11 protein-coding genes are annotated in these 14771 nt (G+C 73.0%); 9 read left to right on the top strand and 2 right to left on the bottom strand.

Going from position 1 to position 14771, the window contains the following annotated elements; genetic code table 11:
• Positions 1–127: 127 nt before the first annotated feature.
• Positions 128–1312, bottom strand: a complete 1185-nt coding sequence (locus DXZ73_RS12165; protein ID WP_116211020.1) for a glycosyltransferase family 39 protein — start codon at positions 1310–1312, stop codon at positions 128–130.
• 166 nt (positions 1313–1478) lie between these two features.
• On the opposite strand from DXZ73_RS12165, the gene DXZ73_RS12160 reads away from it, so the two are divergent.
• Positions 1479–3098, top strand: a complete 1620-nt coding sequence (locus DXZ73_RS12160; protein ID WP_116211019.1) for an MFS transporter — start codon at positions 1479–1481, stop codon at positions 3096–3098.
• Between the two features lie 376 nt (positions 3099–3474).
• On the top strand, positions 3475–4668 hold the full coding sequence (locus DXZ73_RS12155; protein WP_116211018.1) for an acyl-CoA dehydrogenase family protein: 1194 nt from the start codon (positions 3475–3477) through the stop codon (positions 4666–4668).
• A gap of 132 nt (positions 4669–4800) precedes the next feature.
• On the opposite strand, the gene DXZ73_RS12150 is transcribed toward DXZ73_RS12155, so the two are convergent.
• Positions 4801–5238: a cell division protein SepF gene (locus DXZ73_RS12150; protein WP_116211017.1), complete on the bottom strand. Its 438-nt coding sequence runs from the start codon at positions 5236–5238 to the stop codon at positions 4801–4803.
• 274 nt (positions 5239–5512) lie between these two features.
• Here DXZ73_RS12150 and DXZ73_RS12145 point away from each other — a divergent pair, with 274 nt between their 5' ends.
• The 7 genes from DXZ73_RS12145 (at position 5513) to DXZ73_RS12115 (ending at position 14369) form a co-directional block, all read left to right on the top strand.
• Positions 5513–6730, top strand: a complete 1218-nt coding sequence (locus DXZ73_RS12145; protein ID WP_116211016.1) for a DUF5685 family protein — start codon at positions 5513–5515, stop codon at positions 6728–6730.
• A 427-nt stretch (positions 6731–7157) separates the two neighbouring features.
• Positions 7158–9050, top strand: a complete 1893-nt coding sequence (locus DXZ73_RS12140; protein WP_116211015.1) for an FAD/NAD(P)-binding protein — start codon at positions 7158–7160, stop codon at positions 9048–9050.
• A 43-nt stretch (positions 9051–9093) separates the two neighbouring features.
• Entirely contained in the window at positions 9094–10128 is a 1035-nt protein-coding gene (locus DXZ73_RS12135) for an LLM class flavin-dependent oxidoreductase (RefSeq protein WP_116211014.1), read from the top strand.
• Positions 10125–11444 carry an NtaA/DmoA family FMN-dependent monooxygenase gene (locus DXZ73_RS12130; RefSeq protein WP_116211013.1) on the top strand — a complete coding sequence of 440 codons (1320 nt, stop codon included), beginning with the start codon at positions 10125–10127 and terminating at the stop codon, positions 11442–11444. The genes DXZ73_RS12135 and DXZ73_RS12130 overlap by 4 nt, the downstream gene beginning before the upstream one ends.
• Positions 11445–11449: 5 nt before the next feature.
• A complete protein-coding gene (locus DXZ73_RS12125; RefSeq protein ID WP_116211012.1) occupies positions 11450–12241 on the top strand; it encodes a DUF1684 domain-containing protein in 792 nt (263 codons plus the stop codon).
• Between the two features lie 208 nt (positions 12242–12449).
• Complete coding sequence (locus tag DXZ73_RS12120) at positions 12450–13370, top strand: S1 family peptidase (RefSeq protein WP_116211011.1); 921 nt, start codon at positions 12450–12452, stop codon at positions 13368–13370.
• 177 nt (positions 13371–13547) lie between these two features.
• Positions 13548–14369: a slipin family protein gene (locus DXZ73_RS12115; protein ID WP_116211010.1), complete on the top strand. Its 822-nt coding sequence runs from the start codon at positions 13548–13550 to the stop codon at positions 14367–14369.
• The last annotated feature ends 402 nt before the right edge of the window (positions 14370–14771 follow it).

Raw genomic sequence — 14771 nt, 5'->3', positions numbered from 1 at the left:
CGGCAGTTGACGGCGCCCTCGTATTGTTTCTTTTTGTACGCCGTCGTTTATCACCGATTGGCCGATGCGTTCCACGACGTTTCCCGCGCCGCCGCCGGACAACCCGGCCGCGGCACCGGCGATTTGATCACGGCGGGCCCGAACCGTGCAGCCAGAACGCCCCGTACACGGCGGAGACGAGAACCACGGGCGCCACCGTCAGCACCGCTCGTACCGTCCGCAGCCGGGCGACGGCCACCGCGAGCGGCAGCAGCAGCGGGAAGGCGGGCATCATCAGCCGCGGCTTCGAACCGAAGTAGCCCTTCGCCGTCAGCGCCAGCAGCAGCACCGTTCCCGCGTAGACGAGGAGCGGCAGCGGCTGGCGCTGCCGCACCCCCTTCGCGTACAGCCACACCACCAGGGCCACCCCGGCCAGCAGCCCGACGCCCGCGGGCCACGCCGGGCCCGTCAGCCGGCCCGCGACGAAGGAGCCGAAGGCCACGCCCCCGTCGAAGCCGTTGCCCCAGCCGCCCTGCACATCCAGATAACCGGTCACGCTCCCGGTCCGTACGCCGACCCAGGCGACGTACGCGAGCCAGCCGAGCGGCGCGAGCACCACACCCAGCAGCATCCGGGCACCGGGCCTTCGACGCTCCTGCCACAGGGTGGCCGCCGCCGTGATCCACACGGCCGCGACCACGGCCGCCCCCACCGGCCGGGTCAGCCCGGCCAGCGCGGCGAGCGAACCCGCCCACACCCACCGCCCGGTGAGCACGCAGTAGACGCCCCACGCCGCCAGCGCGGTGAACAGCGATTCCGAGTACGCCATCGACTGCACGATGCCGACCGGCAGCGCCGCCCACAGCGCCGCCAGCGCGATGCCCGCGCGCCGGCCGTGACAGCGGTCGCCGATCAGGAAGACCGCCCACGCCGCGCACAGCGAGGACACGGCGCTGACCACCAGGCCCGCGTCCGCCGCGGACAGCGGGAAGAGGGCCGAAAGACCCCGCTCCAGCCACGGCAGCAGCGGGAAGAACGCCAGATCCGAGTGGACCTTGTCACCCCCCAGATGAAGGGTGTAGCCGTAGCCGTCCTCGGCTATGCGGCTGTACCAGAGCGAGTCCCAGCGCGCCGAGAGCAGCTGGTGCGGGTCCTTCCCCGCGACCGCGCCCCACACCATCAGCACCACGAGGCCCAGCGCGCGCACCCCCGCGTACACCAGCAGGGCGGGGGCGGCGTGCCGCAGCGCCCCGCGCACCCGCGGAGCGGCCGCCACGGGGCCCGCCCCGGCGTCCGTACCGGTGGGAGAAACGAGATGAGTCACCCGGCCCATTGTCCAGCACGCGCGACACGCCCCCCGCGGGCGGACCGCGGCGTGACCGGGAGCACGGAACCCTGCCCGGGACTCGCGTACTCTGTCGACTCACTCGCCCTCGATCCCGCCGGTCCACGTCCCCTCGTCCCGCGGACGGGCGCGAGCGCACGACACGGAGGTGTGCATGCCCGGGACGACCACGGCCGGGCCCCGACGGGCTGCGGGCGTTCCCCGGCAGCGGATCCGGCGCGGGCCCTGGCTCCAGCCGCGACCCGGCGGGGAACGCGGCGCCGGGGCCAACCGCTGGACCGTGCTCGTCGTCCTCTGCGTCAGCCTGCTGCTCGTCGCCGTCGACGCGACCGTGCTGCACGTCGCCGTCCCCGCCGTCACCGAGGACCTGCGCCCCGGCGCCGTCCAGCTGCTGTGGATCGTCGACGTCTACCCGCTCGTCTGCGCCTCGCTCCTCATCCTCTTCGGCACCCTCGGCGACCGCGTCGGCCGCCGCCGGGTGCTGCTGCTCGGCTACGGGCTCTTCGGCGTCGCCTCCGCGCTCGCCGCCCTCGCCACGGGGCCCGACGTGCTCATCGGGGCCCGCGCGCTGCTCGGCGTCGGCGGCGCGATGATCATGCCGGCGACGCTCTCGATCCTCCGGCAGGTCTTCCCCGACCGGCGCGAGCGCGCCCTCGCCGTCGGCGTGTGGAGCGCGGTCGCCGCCGTGGGCGCGGCCCTCGGGCCCCTGCTCGGCGGCTTCCTCCTCGAACACTTCTGGTGGGGCTCGGTCTTCCTCATCAACATCCCGCTGATGGCCGTCAGCCTGCCCGTCGGGCGCTGGCTGCTGCCCGAATCCACCGGCGAGCGCAACGGGCCGTGGGACGTGCTCGGCGCGCTGATGGCAGCCTTCGGCCTCTTCGGGCTCGTCCTCGCCGTGAAGCGGCTGGGCGGCGGCGAGCCACCGCTGACCCTCGCGACCCTCGTGCCGGCCGTCGTCGGCGGGGGCCTGCTGACCCTCTTCATACGCAGGCAGCGGCGGCGCGAGCATCCGCTCGTCGACCTCAGGATGTTCGCCCGGCCCGCCTTCGGCACCTCCGTGGGCTGCATCGTGCTCGCCATGCTCGCGCTCGTCGGGCTGGAGCTGATCGCCGCGCAGTACCTCCAGCTCGTCCTCGGACTCACGCCCCTGGAGACCGGGCTGCGGCTGCTGCCGCTCACCCTCGCCGCGATGGCCGCCGGTCTCCTCGGCTCCCGCCTGCTGCACCGGCTCGGGCCGCGCACGATGGTCGGGCTCGGCTTCGTCCTGACCGCCGCCGCCGTCGTCTCCCTCACCGCCATGGGCGCGGAAGACCGCCCCACGGTCCTCTGCGCGGTCTTCGTCCTGCTCGGCTTCGGCCTGGAGACCACGCTCTTCGGGGCGTACGAATCGATGCTCAGCGAGGCGCCGCCGGAGTCCGCGGGCGGGGCGGCCGCGATCGGGGAGACCTCCTACCAACTCGGCGCGGGCATCGGCATCGCCCTGCTCGGCAGCGTCATGAACGCCACGTACGCGCCCGGCGTCGCCGGAACGCGGGGTGTGCCGTCCGAGGCCGCGACCGCCGCGAGCCACTCCCTGGGCGAGGCCTACGAGGTCGCCGCCCGCCTGCCCGCCCCCGCGGGCCCGACCCTGCGCGCGGCGGCGCGCGACGCGTTTGTCCATGGCCTGCATGTGACGCTGTTGCTCAGCGCGGGGCTGCTGTTGCTCGGGGCGGTGGCGGCTCTTCGCCTGCCGCGGGCGATGGATTGCGGAGCCGACTCCGTCGAGGAGCGGTAGGGGTCGCCGGTTGTCGGGTGCGGGCCCGTTGCCGCCTGCGGCGGGAGCGCCCTGCGGGCGCGTCCTCAAACTCCCCCAGCTACCGCTGGGAGGTGCCCCCACGGGCTGAATTCGCGCACCGTTGGGGGTCTGGGGGCGAAGCCCCCAGTTTCGGGAAGGGGCGGGGCTGGGGAAACAATCCGCCGGGCCGCACCCGGGCACGGGCCCGTTGCCGCCTGCGGCGGGAGCGCCCTGCGGGCGCGTCCTCAAACGCCGGACGGGCTGGATTTGCGCACCCCGTGGGGGCCGGAACCCCTGGCTGCGGCAAGGGAGTCTGGACGGCCGACGGCAGTCGGAATAGCGTCGGGGCGACCCGATGATCACCCGGAGGCCGGTCATGTCCGTGAACCCGTCCGTACGCAAGCCCTTCGACCCCCGAGACCCCCTCGGCATCGACGACCTGCTGTCGCCCGAGGACCTCGCCGTCCGGAACACCGTGCGGCAGTGGGCCGCCGACCGCGTCCTGCCGCACATCGCCGAGTGGTACGAGCGCGGCGAGCTCCCCGTCATCCGTGAACTCACCCGCGAGCTCGGTGCCATAGGCGCCCTCGGGATGTCGCTCACCGGCTACGGCTGCGCGGGCGCGAGCGCCGTTCAGTACGGTCTGGCCTGTCTGGAGCTGGAGGCCGCGGACTCCGGCATCCGCTCGCTCGTGTCCGTCCAGGGCTCCCTCGCGATGTACGCGATCCACCGCTTCGGCTCCGAGGAGCAGCGGCAGCGGTGGCTGCCCGGCATGGCCGCGGGCGAGATCATCGGCTGCTTCGGGCTGACCGAGCCCGACCACGGCTCGGACCCGGCCGGCATGCGGACGTTCGCCAAGCGCGACGGCACCGACTGGGTGCTGACGGGCCGCAAGATGTGGATCACCAATGGTTCGGTGGCGGGCGTCGCCGTCGTCTGGGCGCAGACCGACGCCGGGATCCGTGGTTTTGTCGTACCGACGGACAGCCCCGGCTTCTCCGCGCCGGAAATCACCCATAAGTGGTCACTGCGTGCCTCGGTCACCAGCGAGCTGATTTTCGACGAGGTGCGGCTCCCCGCCGACGCGGTCCTGCCGGAGGCGGAGGGTCTGCGCGGCCCGCTCAGCTGCCTGAGCCACGCCCGCTACGGCATCGTCTGGGGCTCGCTGGGCGCTGCCCGTACGAGCTTCGAGTCGGCGCTGGACTACGCGCGGACGAGGGAGCAGTTCGGTCGCCCCATCGGCGGGTTCCAGCTCACCCAGGCGAAGCTCGCCGACATGGCCGTGGAGCTGCACAAGGGTCTGCTGCTCGCCCACCACCTCGGGCTGCGGATGGACGCCGGGTCGCTGCGGCCGGAGCAGGTCAGCTTCGGGAAGCTCAACAACGTGCGCGAGGCGATCGAGATCTGCCGCACGGCCCGGACGATCCTCGGCGCGAACGGGATCTCCCTCGAATACCCCGTCATGCGGCACGCGACGAACCTGGAGTCCGTGCTCACCTACGAGGGCACGGTGGAGATGCACCAGCTGGTGCTGGGCAAGGCGCTCACCGGCCTCGACGCCTTCCGGTGAGCACCGGCCAAGGAGCGGTGTCCCCCTGACACCTCTCCTCGGCTTGTCCTCCCCCTAAGTGCTGGCTCAGTTCTGGTTGCTGTGCCTTCCCGGGGGGGCGCCCCCGGACCCCCGGCCCGACACCCAGTCCCCTCAGTTCTGGTTGAAGAAGCCCCCGTTCGCGCGGCGTCCCGCCTCGCCGCTGAGGACCTGGTAGTCGGCGGGGGTCAGCAGGAAGACGCGGTTGGCCACGCGCTCGATCGAGCCGCGCAGACCGAACGTCAGCCCGGCCGCGAAGTCCACGACCCGCTTGGCGTCGTTGGGTTCCATGCCGGTGAGGTTCACGATCACCGGTACGCCCTCGCGGAAGAGCTCGCCGATGCCACGGGCGTCCCGGAAGCCGTCCGGGGTGACCGTGGCGATGCGGGTGCCCTGTTCCTGGGCCACCTCGTCCGCCACCCGTACCTTCGGGTTGGTCACCCAGGAGTCGCCGGGCTCGGGCCCCTCGGCGTAGTCGTCGTCGTAATAGCGCTCGTCATCGCTGTCGTCGACGAGGCCGAGCCAGGCACTCGCCTTGCGCACCGATCCCATGGACGCCTCCTCTCACACGCGGTGTGGTCCGACCGCTTCCCTATCGTCGTCCATGTTGTGGATGGTGTGCCAAGTGGATAGCCGCCAAGCGTGGATTTCGTGACGCATCTGGTGCAAAGCGCTTGGCGGTGCGTCAGATAGCCCGAGAGGTCCGTCACAAGCTGCGGACCTGGGCATATGCGGGTTCCGGGGGTGGTGCGCGGGCTGCGGACCGGTGTGGTTGTCCGGTGATTAGGATGCCCGGGTCCATCCACACCACACACGGGGGCCGGAATTGTTCGGGATCGTCAGACCATGCCGCCATCGACTGTCGGAGTCGATGCGCGCGGAGTGGATGGCCCATCTCTGCGGGCTGTGCCTGGCGCTGCGCGGAGATCACGGGCAATTCGCCAGAGTAGCCACAAACTATGACGGACTGGTGATTTCGGTTCTGGTCGAGGCGCAGTCGCCGTGCACCGAGGGCGCGGACGCGTGGCGGCGCACGGCCGGTCCCTGTCCGTTGCGCGGGATGCGGACCGCCTCCGTCGCGCGCGGCGAGGGTGCTCGGCTGGCCGCCTCCGTCTCGCTCGTCCTCGCGTCGGCGAAGATGCGGGACCATGTCGCCGACGGCGACGGTCTCTTGGCGCGGCGTCCGGTCGCCGCGGCCGCCCGCATGGTCGCCGCGAAGTGGGACCGGGCCGGCGCCCGTACGGGTTCGGACCTCGGCTTCGACACGGCGGTGCTCGTGGACGCGGTCGAACGGCAGGCGGGGATCGAGGCCCTGGCCGGTTCCGGCACCTCGCTGTTGGCGATAACCGAGCCGACCGAGACGGCGACCGCCGCGGCCTTCGGCTACACGGCGGTGCTCGCCGGGCGCCCCGCCAACCGGGCGCCGCTGGAGGAGGCGGGGCGGCTCTTCGGCCGGCTCGCGCATCTGCTGGACGCCGTCGAGGACCTGGAGGAGGACGCCGCGGGCGGCGCGTGGAACCCGATCGCCGTGACGGGGACCGACCTCGCCGAGGTACGACGGCTGTGCGACGACGCGGTGCACGGCGTGCGGCTCGCGCTGCGGGAGGTCGACTTCGCGAGCAAGGGGCAGGGCAGGCTCGCACATGTGCTGCTGGCACACGAGTTGGGGCGCGCCGTCGACCGCGCGTTCGGCACGGCGGGGTGCGGTCACCGGCACGGCGAGGACCGGGACGGTGACGTACGGCACGGCGCGCAGGGCGCGTTCGGCCCGCCGCCGGTCATGCCGCCCGGCGCGCCGCCCGAGCCGCCGAGGCGGGGGCGGCGGCGCGGGCCGGTCCACGGCTGCGCGGTGTGGGCCGTGCTCTTCTGCACCTGCCAGGTGTGCTGCACGGACTACCACGACCCCTGGAGCGGGGAGAAGCGCGAAGCCTGGTGCAGCAAGTGCGATTGCGATTGCAGCGGCTGCGACGGCTGTGGCGACTGCTGCAATTGCTGTGACTGCTGCGGAAATTGTGACTGCTGCGACTGCGGATGTGACTGCTGAGCGACCCACGGCGGGCGTGGGCGGGGCGATGCGAGGGGAGGGGTGCGGCCGGACTGCCGCGGTGTGAAGGCGCAGGGTTCCGCTGGAAGCGCGGTCAGCCCTGGGGGGAACGGGATCCGGAAGCCGTACAGGATCCTGCGAGGAGATCAGGGGAGCACGGACACGAAGCGGACCACACCCGACCGAAGTCGATGTGGTCCCGCGTGACCAGCCGTTGCCCTGAGTGCATGCGACAAGTGGAACAGCCATCCGTTTCCGCGTCAATGCCGTCCTGGCGCGCTGCCCGCATGCTGGACAGGGAAATGGACATGCTTGACAGCAGGCCAGGGCCCCGGCTTAGCCTCGGGGTCCGGTCGCGCTGAGGGGCGCGGCCCGGTGTGAAGGCGTCAACTCCCGTGTTCGATCCCCGCATCCACGGAGCCTTCGCATGTCCGCGCACCCGGATACCCCCATCGTCCCTCCCGTCCCCTCCCTCGTCATCGTCGGCGCGGGACCCCGTGGCACCGGCCTGGTCGAACGGATCGCCGCCAACGCCCCCGAACTCCTCGCGGGCGCCCGCCTCGACCTGCACCTCGTCGACCCGCACCCGCCCGGCGGCGGCCGGGTCTGGCGGCGCGACCAGTCACCGCTGCTGTGGATGAACTCCATGGCCGAGGACGTCACGATGTACACCGACGACACCGTGGAACAGCGCGGCCCCGTACGGCCCGGACCCTCCCTCGCCGAGTGGGCCGCCCTCGCCGCCGACGGCGCCATACCCGGACTCGGCCCCGAAACGGTCGGCGAGGCCCGCGAGTTGACCGACCGCACCTTCCCCAGCAGGCGGCTCCAGAGCGCCTATCTGGACTGGGTGTACGGCCGGGCCGTGGCCGGCCTGCCGCCCGGCGTCGTCGTCCACGAACACCGCCGGCGCGCCTTACGGCTCTCCGGACCCCGCGACGGGCGCCAGCGCGTATGGCTGGAGGGGCGGGCCGAACCCCTGCCCGCCGACCTCGTCGTGCTCGCCCTCGGCCACCTCCCCGCCGCCCCCGACGCCGAACAGGCCTCGCTCGCCGACTTCGCCGCCCGGCACGGACTCACCTACCTCCCGCCCGAGTTCACCGCCGACAGCGACCTCGACGGGCTGCGCCCCGGCGAGGACGTCCTCGTCCGCGGCTTCGGGCTCGCCTTCGTCGACCTCATGGTGCTGGTCACCGAGGGCCGCGGCGGCACGTACACCGACGACGGCACCGGCACGCTGACCTACCACCCCTGTGGGCGGGAGCCCGTCCTGCACGTCGGATCGCGGCGCGGCGTCCCGTACCGCTCGAAGATCGACTATTCCTGGCAGGGCGAACGGCCGCCGCTGCCCCGCTTCCTGGGGCCCGCCGAGGTCGAGGAGCTGCGCCGCCGCCCCGGGCCGCCGGACTTCCGCCGCGACATCTGGCCCCTGGTCGAGAAGGAGCTGGGGTTCGCCCACTACCACCGGCTGTTCACCGCGCACCCGGAACGCACCCGCGTCGACTGGGCCGACTTCGAGGCCAAATACGCCCTGTGCGACCCCGGCAGCGCCGAACTCGACGTGCTCGTCTGCGCGTCGGTGCCCGACCCGGCCGACCGGCTCGACCTGACCGCGCTCGACCACCCGCTCGCCGGGCTGCGCCACCCCTGCGCCGAGTCGCTCCAGGACGGGATCCGGGCCCACATCGCGGCCGACCTCGCCCGCCGCGAAGACCCCCGGCACAGCCCCGACCTGGCCGTCTTCCTCGGCCTGCTCTCCGTCTACGGCCAACTCCTGGACCTGGGCGACATCGGCACCTGGTGGCACGGCTTCTTCAACTATCTCGCCTCCGGTCCGCCCGGCCCCCGGCTGCGGCAGCTCCTCGCCCTCTCCCGGGCCGGGTTCGTGCGCTTCCTGGGCGCGGACGCCGAGTTCACCGCCGACCCCGGGCGCGGGACCTTCCGCGCCCACGGCCCCGGTGTGCCCGGCGCGGTGACCGAGGCGCGGGCCCTCGTCGAGGCGCGGCTGCCCCCGCCCTCGGTCGCCCGCTCCGGCGACCGGCTGCTGCGCGGCCTGGCGGGCGAGGTCACCATGACCCCCGCCGGGCTGCTCGCCGTCAGCCCCGACGACGGCCGGATCCTCGACCGGGACGGCCGCCCGCACCCACGGCGCTTCGCCCTCGGCCCGCACACCGACGCCCGTGCGAGCGGCGCCTTCACCCGGCCGCGCACCAACGGCCCCGCGTTCCGGCAGAACGACGCCACGGCACGGGCCGCGCTCGGCGCCGTCCGGGAACTGTTCCCGCACGGCGCACGGGAGCACCTCCCGGCCGGGGCCTGACCGCACCCACCACCGACACGTTCCTCACACCCCAGGGAACCCCATGTCCCCACTCGTACCCACCCGGCCGCTCCACCTGGCCGTCGCCCTCGACCGGCCCGACGCCCGCGACGCCGAGCCGTACGCCCGCACCGCACGCCTCGCCGAGCACGGCAGGCTCGACTTCGTCACCCTCGGCGACACCCTCGGCCCGCCCCGGCGGGGGGAGCGCCGCCTCGACGCCCTCGCCGTGCTCGCCCGCCTCGCGCCCGTCACCGAGCGGATCGGACTGGTGCCGACGGTCACCACCACCCACACCGAGCCCTTCCACGTCTCCTCGGCCGTCTCCACCCTCGACTGGGTCAGCGGCGGCCGGGCCGGCTGGACCGTCGACGTCTCCACCGGCGAGGCCGACGCCCGCCACTTCGGCCGCAAGGCCGCCGCGCCCGCCCCCGAACTGTGGCAGGAGGCCGACGAGGTCGCCGACGTCGTCACCCGGCTCTGGGACAGCTGGGAGGACGACGCCGAGATCCGCGACGTGGCCACCGGCCGCTTCATCGACCGCGACAAGCTCCACTACGTCGACTACGAGGGCACCGCCTTCAGCGTCCGCGGCCCCTCCATCGTGCCCCGGCCCCCGCAGGGCCACCCCGTCATCGCCGTCGACGCCACCGACCCCCTGCCCCGCACGGCCGCCGCACGCCACGCGGACGTCGCCTACGTACGGGTCAAGGACACCGGGAACCCGGGCGCGGTCCGCGGCGTCCGCGACGAACTGCACCGGCGCGCCCGCGCGTTCGGCCGGGACCCCGGCCGGATCGTCGTCCTCGCCTCCCTGCCCGTCGCGCTGTACGCGGCGGCCGACGCCGTGGCCCTCGCCGACCTGGCCGGGGCCTGGTACGCGGACGGCGTCGTCGACGGCTTCCACTTCCGGCCGGAGAACCCCGACCGCGACCTCCCGCTGCTCGTCGACGGGACCGTCCCCGTGCTCCAGCACCGCGGACTGCTGCGCTCCTTCTACCCGGGCGGCACGCTCCGCGAGCACCTGTGCCTGCCCCGCCCGGCCAACCGCTACGCCACCGCGAGGGAGACCGCATGACCAGCCGTACGCGGCGCAGGCAGATGCACCTCGCCGCCCACTTCCCCGGCGTCAACAGCACCACCGTCTGGACGGACCCGCGCTCGGGCAGCCAGATCGGCTTCGCCTCCTTCGTCCACCTCGCGCGCACCGCCGAGCGCGGCCTGTTCGACTTCTTCTTCCTCGCCGAAGGGCTGCGGCTGCGGGAGCACAAGGGACTGATCCACGACCTCGACGTCGTCGGCCGCCCCGAGTCCCTCACCGTGCTCAGCGCCCTGGCCGCCGTCACCGACCGGATCGGCCTGGCCGCCACCGTCAACGCCACCTTCAACGAGCCCTACGAACTCGCCCGCCGCCTCGCCTCCCTGGACCACCTCAGCGGCGGGCGCGCCGCCTGGAACGTCGTCACCTCCTCCGACGCTTTCACCGGCGAGAACTTCCGGCGCGGCGGCTACCTCGACCGGGCCGACCGCTACACCCGCGCCGCGGAGTTCGTCGCCACCGCCCGCGAACTCTGGGACTCCTGGGCGCCGGACGGCGTCCCCCGTCCCTTCGCCCACGCGGGCGAACACTTCGCCATCTCGGGGGAGTTCGACGTGGCGCGCGGCCCGCAGGGTCACCCCGTCGTCATCCAGGCCGGCGACTCCGGCGAGGGCCGCGAGTTCGCCGCGGCCGACGCCGACGTCATCTTCACCCGGCACGGCACCCTGGAGGCCGGCCGCGCCTTCTACGCCGACGTCAAGGGCAGGCTCGCCGCGTACGGCCGCGCCCCCGACGACCTCAAGATCATGCCCGGTGTGACCGTCGTCCTCGGCGACACCGCCGCCGAGGCCCAGGAGAAGGCCGCCGAGATCCGCAAACAGCAGGTCTCCCCGCAGACCGCGCTGCTCACCCTGGAACAGGTCTGGGGCCGCGACCTCTCCGCCTACGACCCCGACGGGCCGCTCCCCGACATCGACCCCGATCCCGACGGCGAGCTCGCCCAGGGCCGGGTGAAGATCGGCGACCCCTTCGCCGTGGCCGCCCGCTGGCGCGCGGTCGCCGAGGCGAAGGGGCTCTCCATCCGGCAGACCGTGATCGAGACCTCCGGCCGGCAGTCCTTCATCGGCACCCCGGAGGCGGTCGCCGCGCAGCTGGACGAGTTCGTCACGACGGGCGCCGCCGACGGCTTCATCCTCATCCCGCACCTGACCCCGGGCGGGCTCGACGACTTCGTCGAGCGCGTCGTACCGCTGCTCCAGGAGCGTGGCGCGTTCCGTACGGAGTACACGGGCCCGACGCTCCGCGACCACCTGGGGCTCCCGCTGCCCGCCACGCGTTCCCCTGTGAAAGGTTGACCCGCATGAGCACCGACGCACGACAGCAGTGGAAGGCCTGGCGGGAAGAGCGCGCCGAGGCGGTCTCCGCGCCCTATGGCCCGCTCGCGCTCACCGGCACCTCCTGGACGGCCGACCACCCCGACGGCCGGATCCCCGCCGCACCGGGCCGCTGGAGACAGGCCCCGGACGGCGAGGCCGTGGTGCTCACCGCCACGGCCGCGGACGGGCTGACCGTCGACGGGCACCCGGCCGAGGGCGGGGTCCGGCTCACCGCCGACAGCGGACCCGCCACGGCCCGGGTCGCACACGGTGCGCGGCGGCTGCTCGTCATGCGCCGCGAGGGCCAGTGGGCGGTCCGCGCGTACGACCCCGACTCGGCGGCGCGCCGGGCCTTCACCGGCATCGACGCCTTCGACCACGACGAACGCTGGGTGCTCGGCGGGCTGTTCCGCCCATACGAGCGCGACCGCACGGTCACCGTCGAGAACGCGGACGGCCGCGCGCGGGGGCTGGGCCTCGCGGGCGAGCTGGCCTTCACCGTCGGCGGCGACGAGCACACGCTGCGGGTCTCCGCCGAGGCGGACGGCTCGCTGTGGGCGGTCTTCGCGGACGGGACGAGCGGCACGTCGAGCTACCGCTTCCGTTTCCTCTACGCGCCGGAGCCGGCGCCGGACGGCAGGGTGACCGTCGACTTCAACCGGGCGGTGCTGCCGCCGTGCGCTTTCTCCGACGCGTTCATCTGCCCGTTTCCGCCGCCGGGGAATGTGCTGAGCGTCGCGGTCCCGGCGGGGGAGAGGACGGTGTCGGCCGCCTGATCGGAGGCTTACGGGAACGGCAGGGAATCGGAGCAACTACCGGCGCGTAAGGGGAAGTTGGGGGAAGGTCGTCCGAAAGATGCTCTTGCGCGGCGCGTCGCAGTCCCCGAATACTCGCCGGAAGCGCTTGTCAGGGGCACGTCGAAAGTGGAATGGGTCGTGCCCAATTGGCTGCGCCTCACCAGGCCCCCCACGGGAGGAAGACAACGTGAGGATCAAGCGCACCACCCCCCACCGCACCCCCACCCGCCGCGCCCGCCGCATCGCCGTCGCCACCGGCCTCCTCGCCGCCACCGCGCTCGTCGCCGGCCACGCCCACGCCTCCGACCGGAGCGGCTCCGCCGCCACCGCCGCCCAGCTGTCCGCCGCGAGCGCGGCCGTGCAGTCGGCCGACGTCGCGGGCACCGCCTGGGTCACCGACAGCAGCAGCGGCACCGTCGTCGTCACCGCCGACTCCACCGTCTCCGCCGCCGCGATAGCGAAGATCAGACAGCAGGCCGGCCCGAACGCCGACGCGATACGGGTCGAACGCACCCCGGGCAAAATCACCAAGTACCTCGCGGGCGGCGACGCCATCTACGCGCCGACCTGGCGCTGCTCCGTAGGGTTCAACGTCCGCAAGGGCAGCACCTACTACTTCCTGACCGCGGGCCACTGCACCCAGGGCAAGCCCCCCTACTACACCGACGCCGGGCACGGCACGAGCATCGGCCCGACCACCGGCACCAGCTTCCCGGGCAACGACTACGGCATCGTGCAGTACACCAACGGCTCCGTCGCCCACCCCAGCGCCGTCGACCTCTACAACGGCAGCACACAGCGCATCACCGCCGCGGGCAACGCGTCCGTCGGCCAGTCCGTACAGCGCAGCGGCTCCACGACCCATGTGCACGGCGGCAAGGTCACCGGCCTGAACGCGACCGTGAACTACGGCAACGGCCAGATCGTCCGCGGTCTGATCCAGACCAACGTGTGCGCCGAGCCCGGCGACAGCGGCGGCTCCCTCTTCGCGGGCTCCACGGCCCTCGGTCTGACCTCCGGCGGCAGCGGCAACTGCACCTCCGGCGGTACGACCTTCTTCCAGCCGGTCGGCCCGGCCCTCAAGGCCTACGGCGTGAGCATCTTCTGAGCCCGCCCGGCCCTCCCGATCCCCTGACCGCGAGCGAGCACCGACCCCTTCCCCAAGCCTTGCGGCCAGCAGCACAGGAGCCCCCGGTCCGGACCCCCGGGCCGGGGGCTCGACCTTGGTCCGGTACGGGCCTACCGTGGGATGTGACACCCGACACGCGGGACAAGGGGTCATGCCATGGTCGAGGAACTGGTAGTGGCAGCGGCGGGCGCCGGATCCGCGTGCGTGGTGTACGCGGTGGCGGCGGCACGCGTGGTGAAGCAGTACGAGCGCGGTGTCGTCCTCAGGCTCGGCCGGCTGCTCCCGGAGATCAGAAAACCCGGGTTCACCATGGTCATTCCCGGTGTCGACCGGCTGCGCAAGGTCAATATGCAGATCGTGACGATGCCGGTGCCCGCGCAGGAGGGCATCACCCGGGACAACGTCACCGTGCGCGTCGACGCCGTCGTCTACTTCAAGGTCGTCGACCCCGCGGAGGCCGTGATCCAGGTCGAGGACTACCGCTTCGCCGTCTCCCAGATGGCCCAGACCTCCCTGCGCTCGATCATCGGCAAGAGCGACCTCGACGACCTCCTCTCCAACCGCGAGAAGCTCAACCAGGGCCTGGAGCTGATGCTCGACAGCCCGGCCATCGGCTGGGGCGTGCACATCGACCGCGTCGAGATCAAGGACGTCTCGCTGCCGGAGACGATGAAGCGGTCGATGTCCCGCCAGGCGGAGGCGGAGCGCGAGCGGCGGGCGCGCGTGATCAACGCGGACGCGGAGCTCCTGGCCTCGAAGAAGCTGGCGGAGGCGGCGGAGACGATGTCGTCGCAGCCTTCCGCTCTTCAGCTGCGGCTGCTCCAGACGATCGTGGCGGTGGCGGCCGAGAAGAACTCGACGCTGGTACTGCCGTTCCCGGTAGAGCTCCTGCGCTTCTTGGAGCGCGCGGGCCATGAACCGCAGCCGGCGAAGCCGGCTCGCCCGGAGGGCGAGAGCGACGAGACGGGCTCGGCGTAGACTTACGGCTTTCTTTCGGCTGCGGGTCTGTTGCCGCCTGCGGCGGGAGCGCCCTTCGGGCGCGTCCTCAATCTCCCCCAGCTACCGCTGGGAGGTGCCCCCACGGGCTGGATTTGCGCACCCCCGGGGGTCTGGGGGCGGAGCCCCCAGTTTCGGGAAGGGGTGGGGCTGGGGAACAAAGCCCGCCGCAGGCGGAATGGACCCGCACCCATCTATAGGGGCGCGCAAGCGCGGGCCGCTCGCAACGCGAAGTACGCCTTGTGCGCGCCCACTTCACATCGCCATACTCGACGAGAACTTGGCATGGACGCGGCTTTCGTAAAGGGACCCCTCACGTCCGTGCCTGTGTCCTTCGGGCCCCCGGGCGCCCCACCGCCCCGCCCGACCCCCCACCGGAGGTGC

Origin of the sequence: Streptoverticillium olivoreticuli subsp. olivoreticuli, from assembly GCF_003391135.1 — a bacterium.
Lineage (GTDB): Bacteria > Actinomycetota > Actinomycetes > Streptomycetales > Streptomycetaceae > Streptomyces > Streptomyces blastmyceticus.
Note: the sequence above shows the minus strand (reverse complement) of the source record. Positions and strands in the feature narration are given on the sequence as shown.

What these genes read in the sequence shown, in the direction of transcription:
- DXZ73_RS12165 (WP_116211020.1), bottom strand. Translation starts at nt 1,312, where the DNA reads ATGGGCCGGGTGACTCATCTCGTTTCTCCCACCGGTACGGACGCCGGG.
- DXZ73_RS12160 (WP_116211019.1), top strand. Translation starts at nt 1,479, where the DNA reads ATGCCCGGGACGACCACGGCCGGGCCCCGACGGGCTGCGGGCGTTCCC.
- DXZ73_RS12155 (WP_116211018.1), top strand. Translation starts at nt 3,475, where the DNA reads ATGTCCGTGAACCCGTCCGTACGCAAGCCCTTCGACCCCCGAGACCCC.
- DXZ73_RS12150 (WP_116211017.1), bottom strand. Translation starts at nt 5,238, where the DNA reads ATGGGATCGGTGCGCAAGGCGAGTGCCTGGCTCGGCCTCGTCGACGAC.
- DXZ73_RS12140 (WP_116211015.1), top strand. Translation starts at nt 7,158, where the DNA reads ATGTCCGCGCACCCGGATACCCCCATCGTCCCTCCCGTCCCCTCCCTC.
- DXZ73_RS12135 (WP_116211014.1), top strand. Translation starts at nt 9,094, where the DNA reads ATGTCCCCACTCGTACCCACCCGGCCGCTCCACCTGGCCGTCGCCCTC.
- DXZ73_RS12130 (WP_116211013.1), top strand. Translation starts at nt 10,125, where the DNA reads ATGACCAGCCGTACGCGGCGCAGGCAGATGCACCTCGCCGCCCACTTC.
- DXZ73_RS12125 (WP_116211012.1), top strand. Translation starts at nt 11,450, where the DNA reads ATGAGCACCGACGCACGACAGCAGTGGAAGGCCTGGCGGGAAGAGCGC.
- DXZ73_RS12115 (WP_116211010.1), top strand. Translation starts at nt 13,548, where the DNA reads ATGGTCGAGGAACTGGTAGTGGCAGCGGCGGGCGCCGGATCCGCGTGC.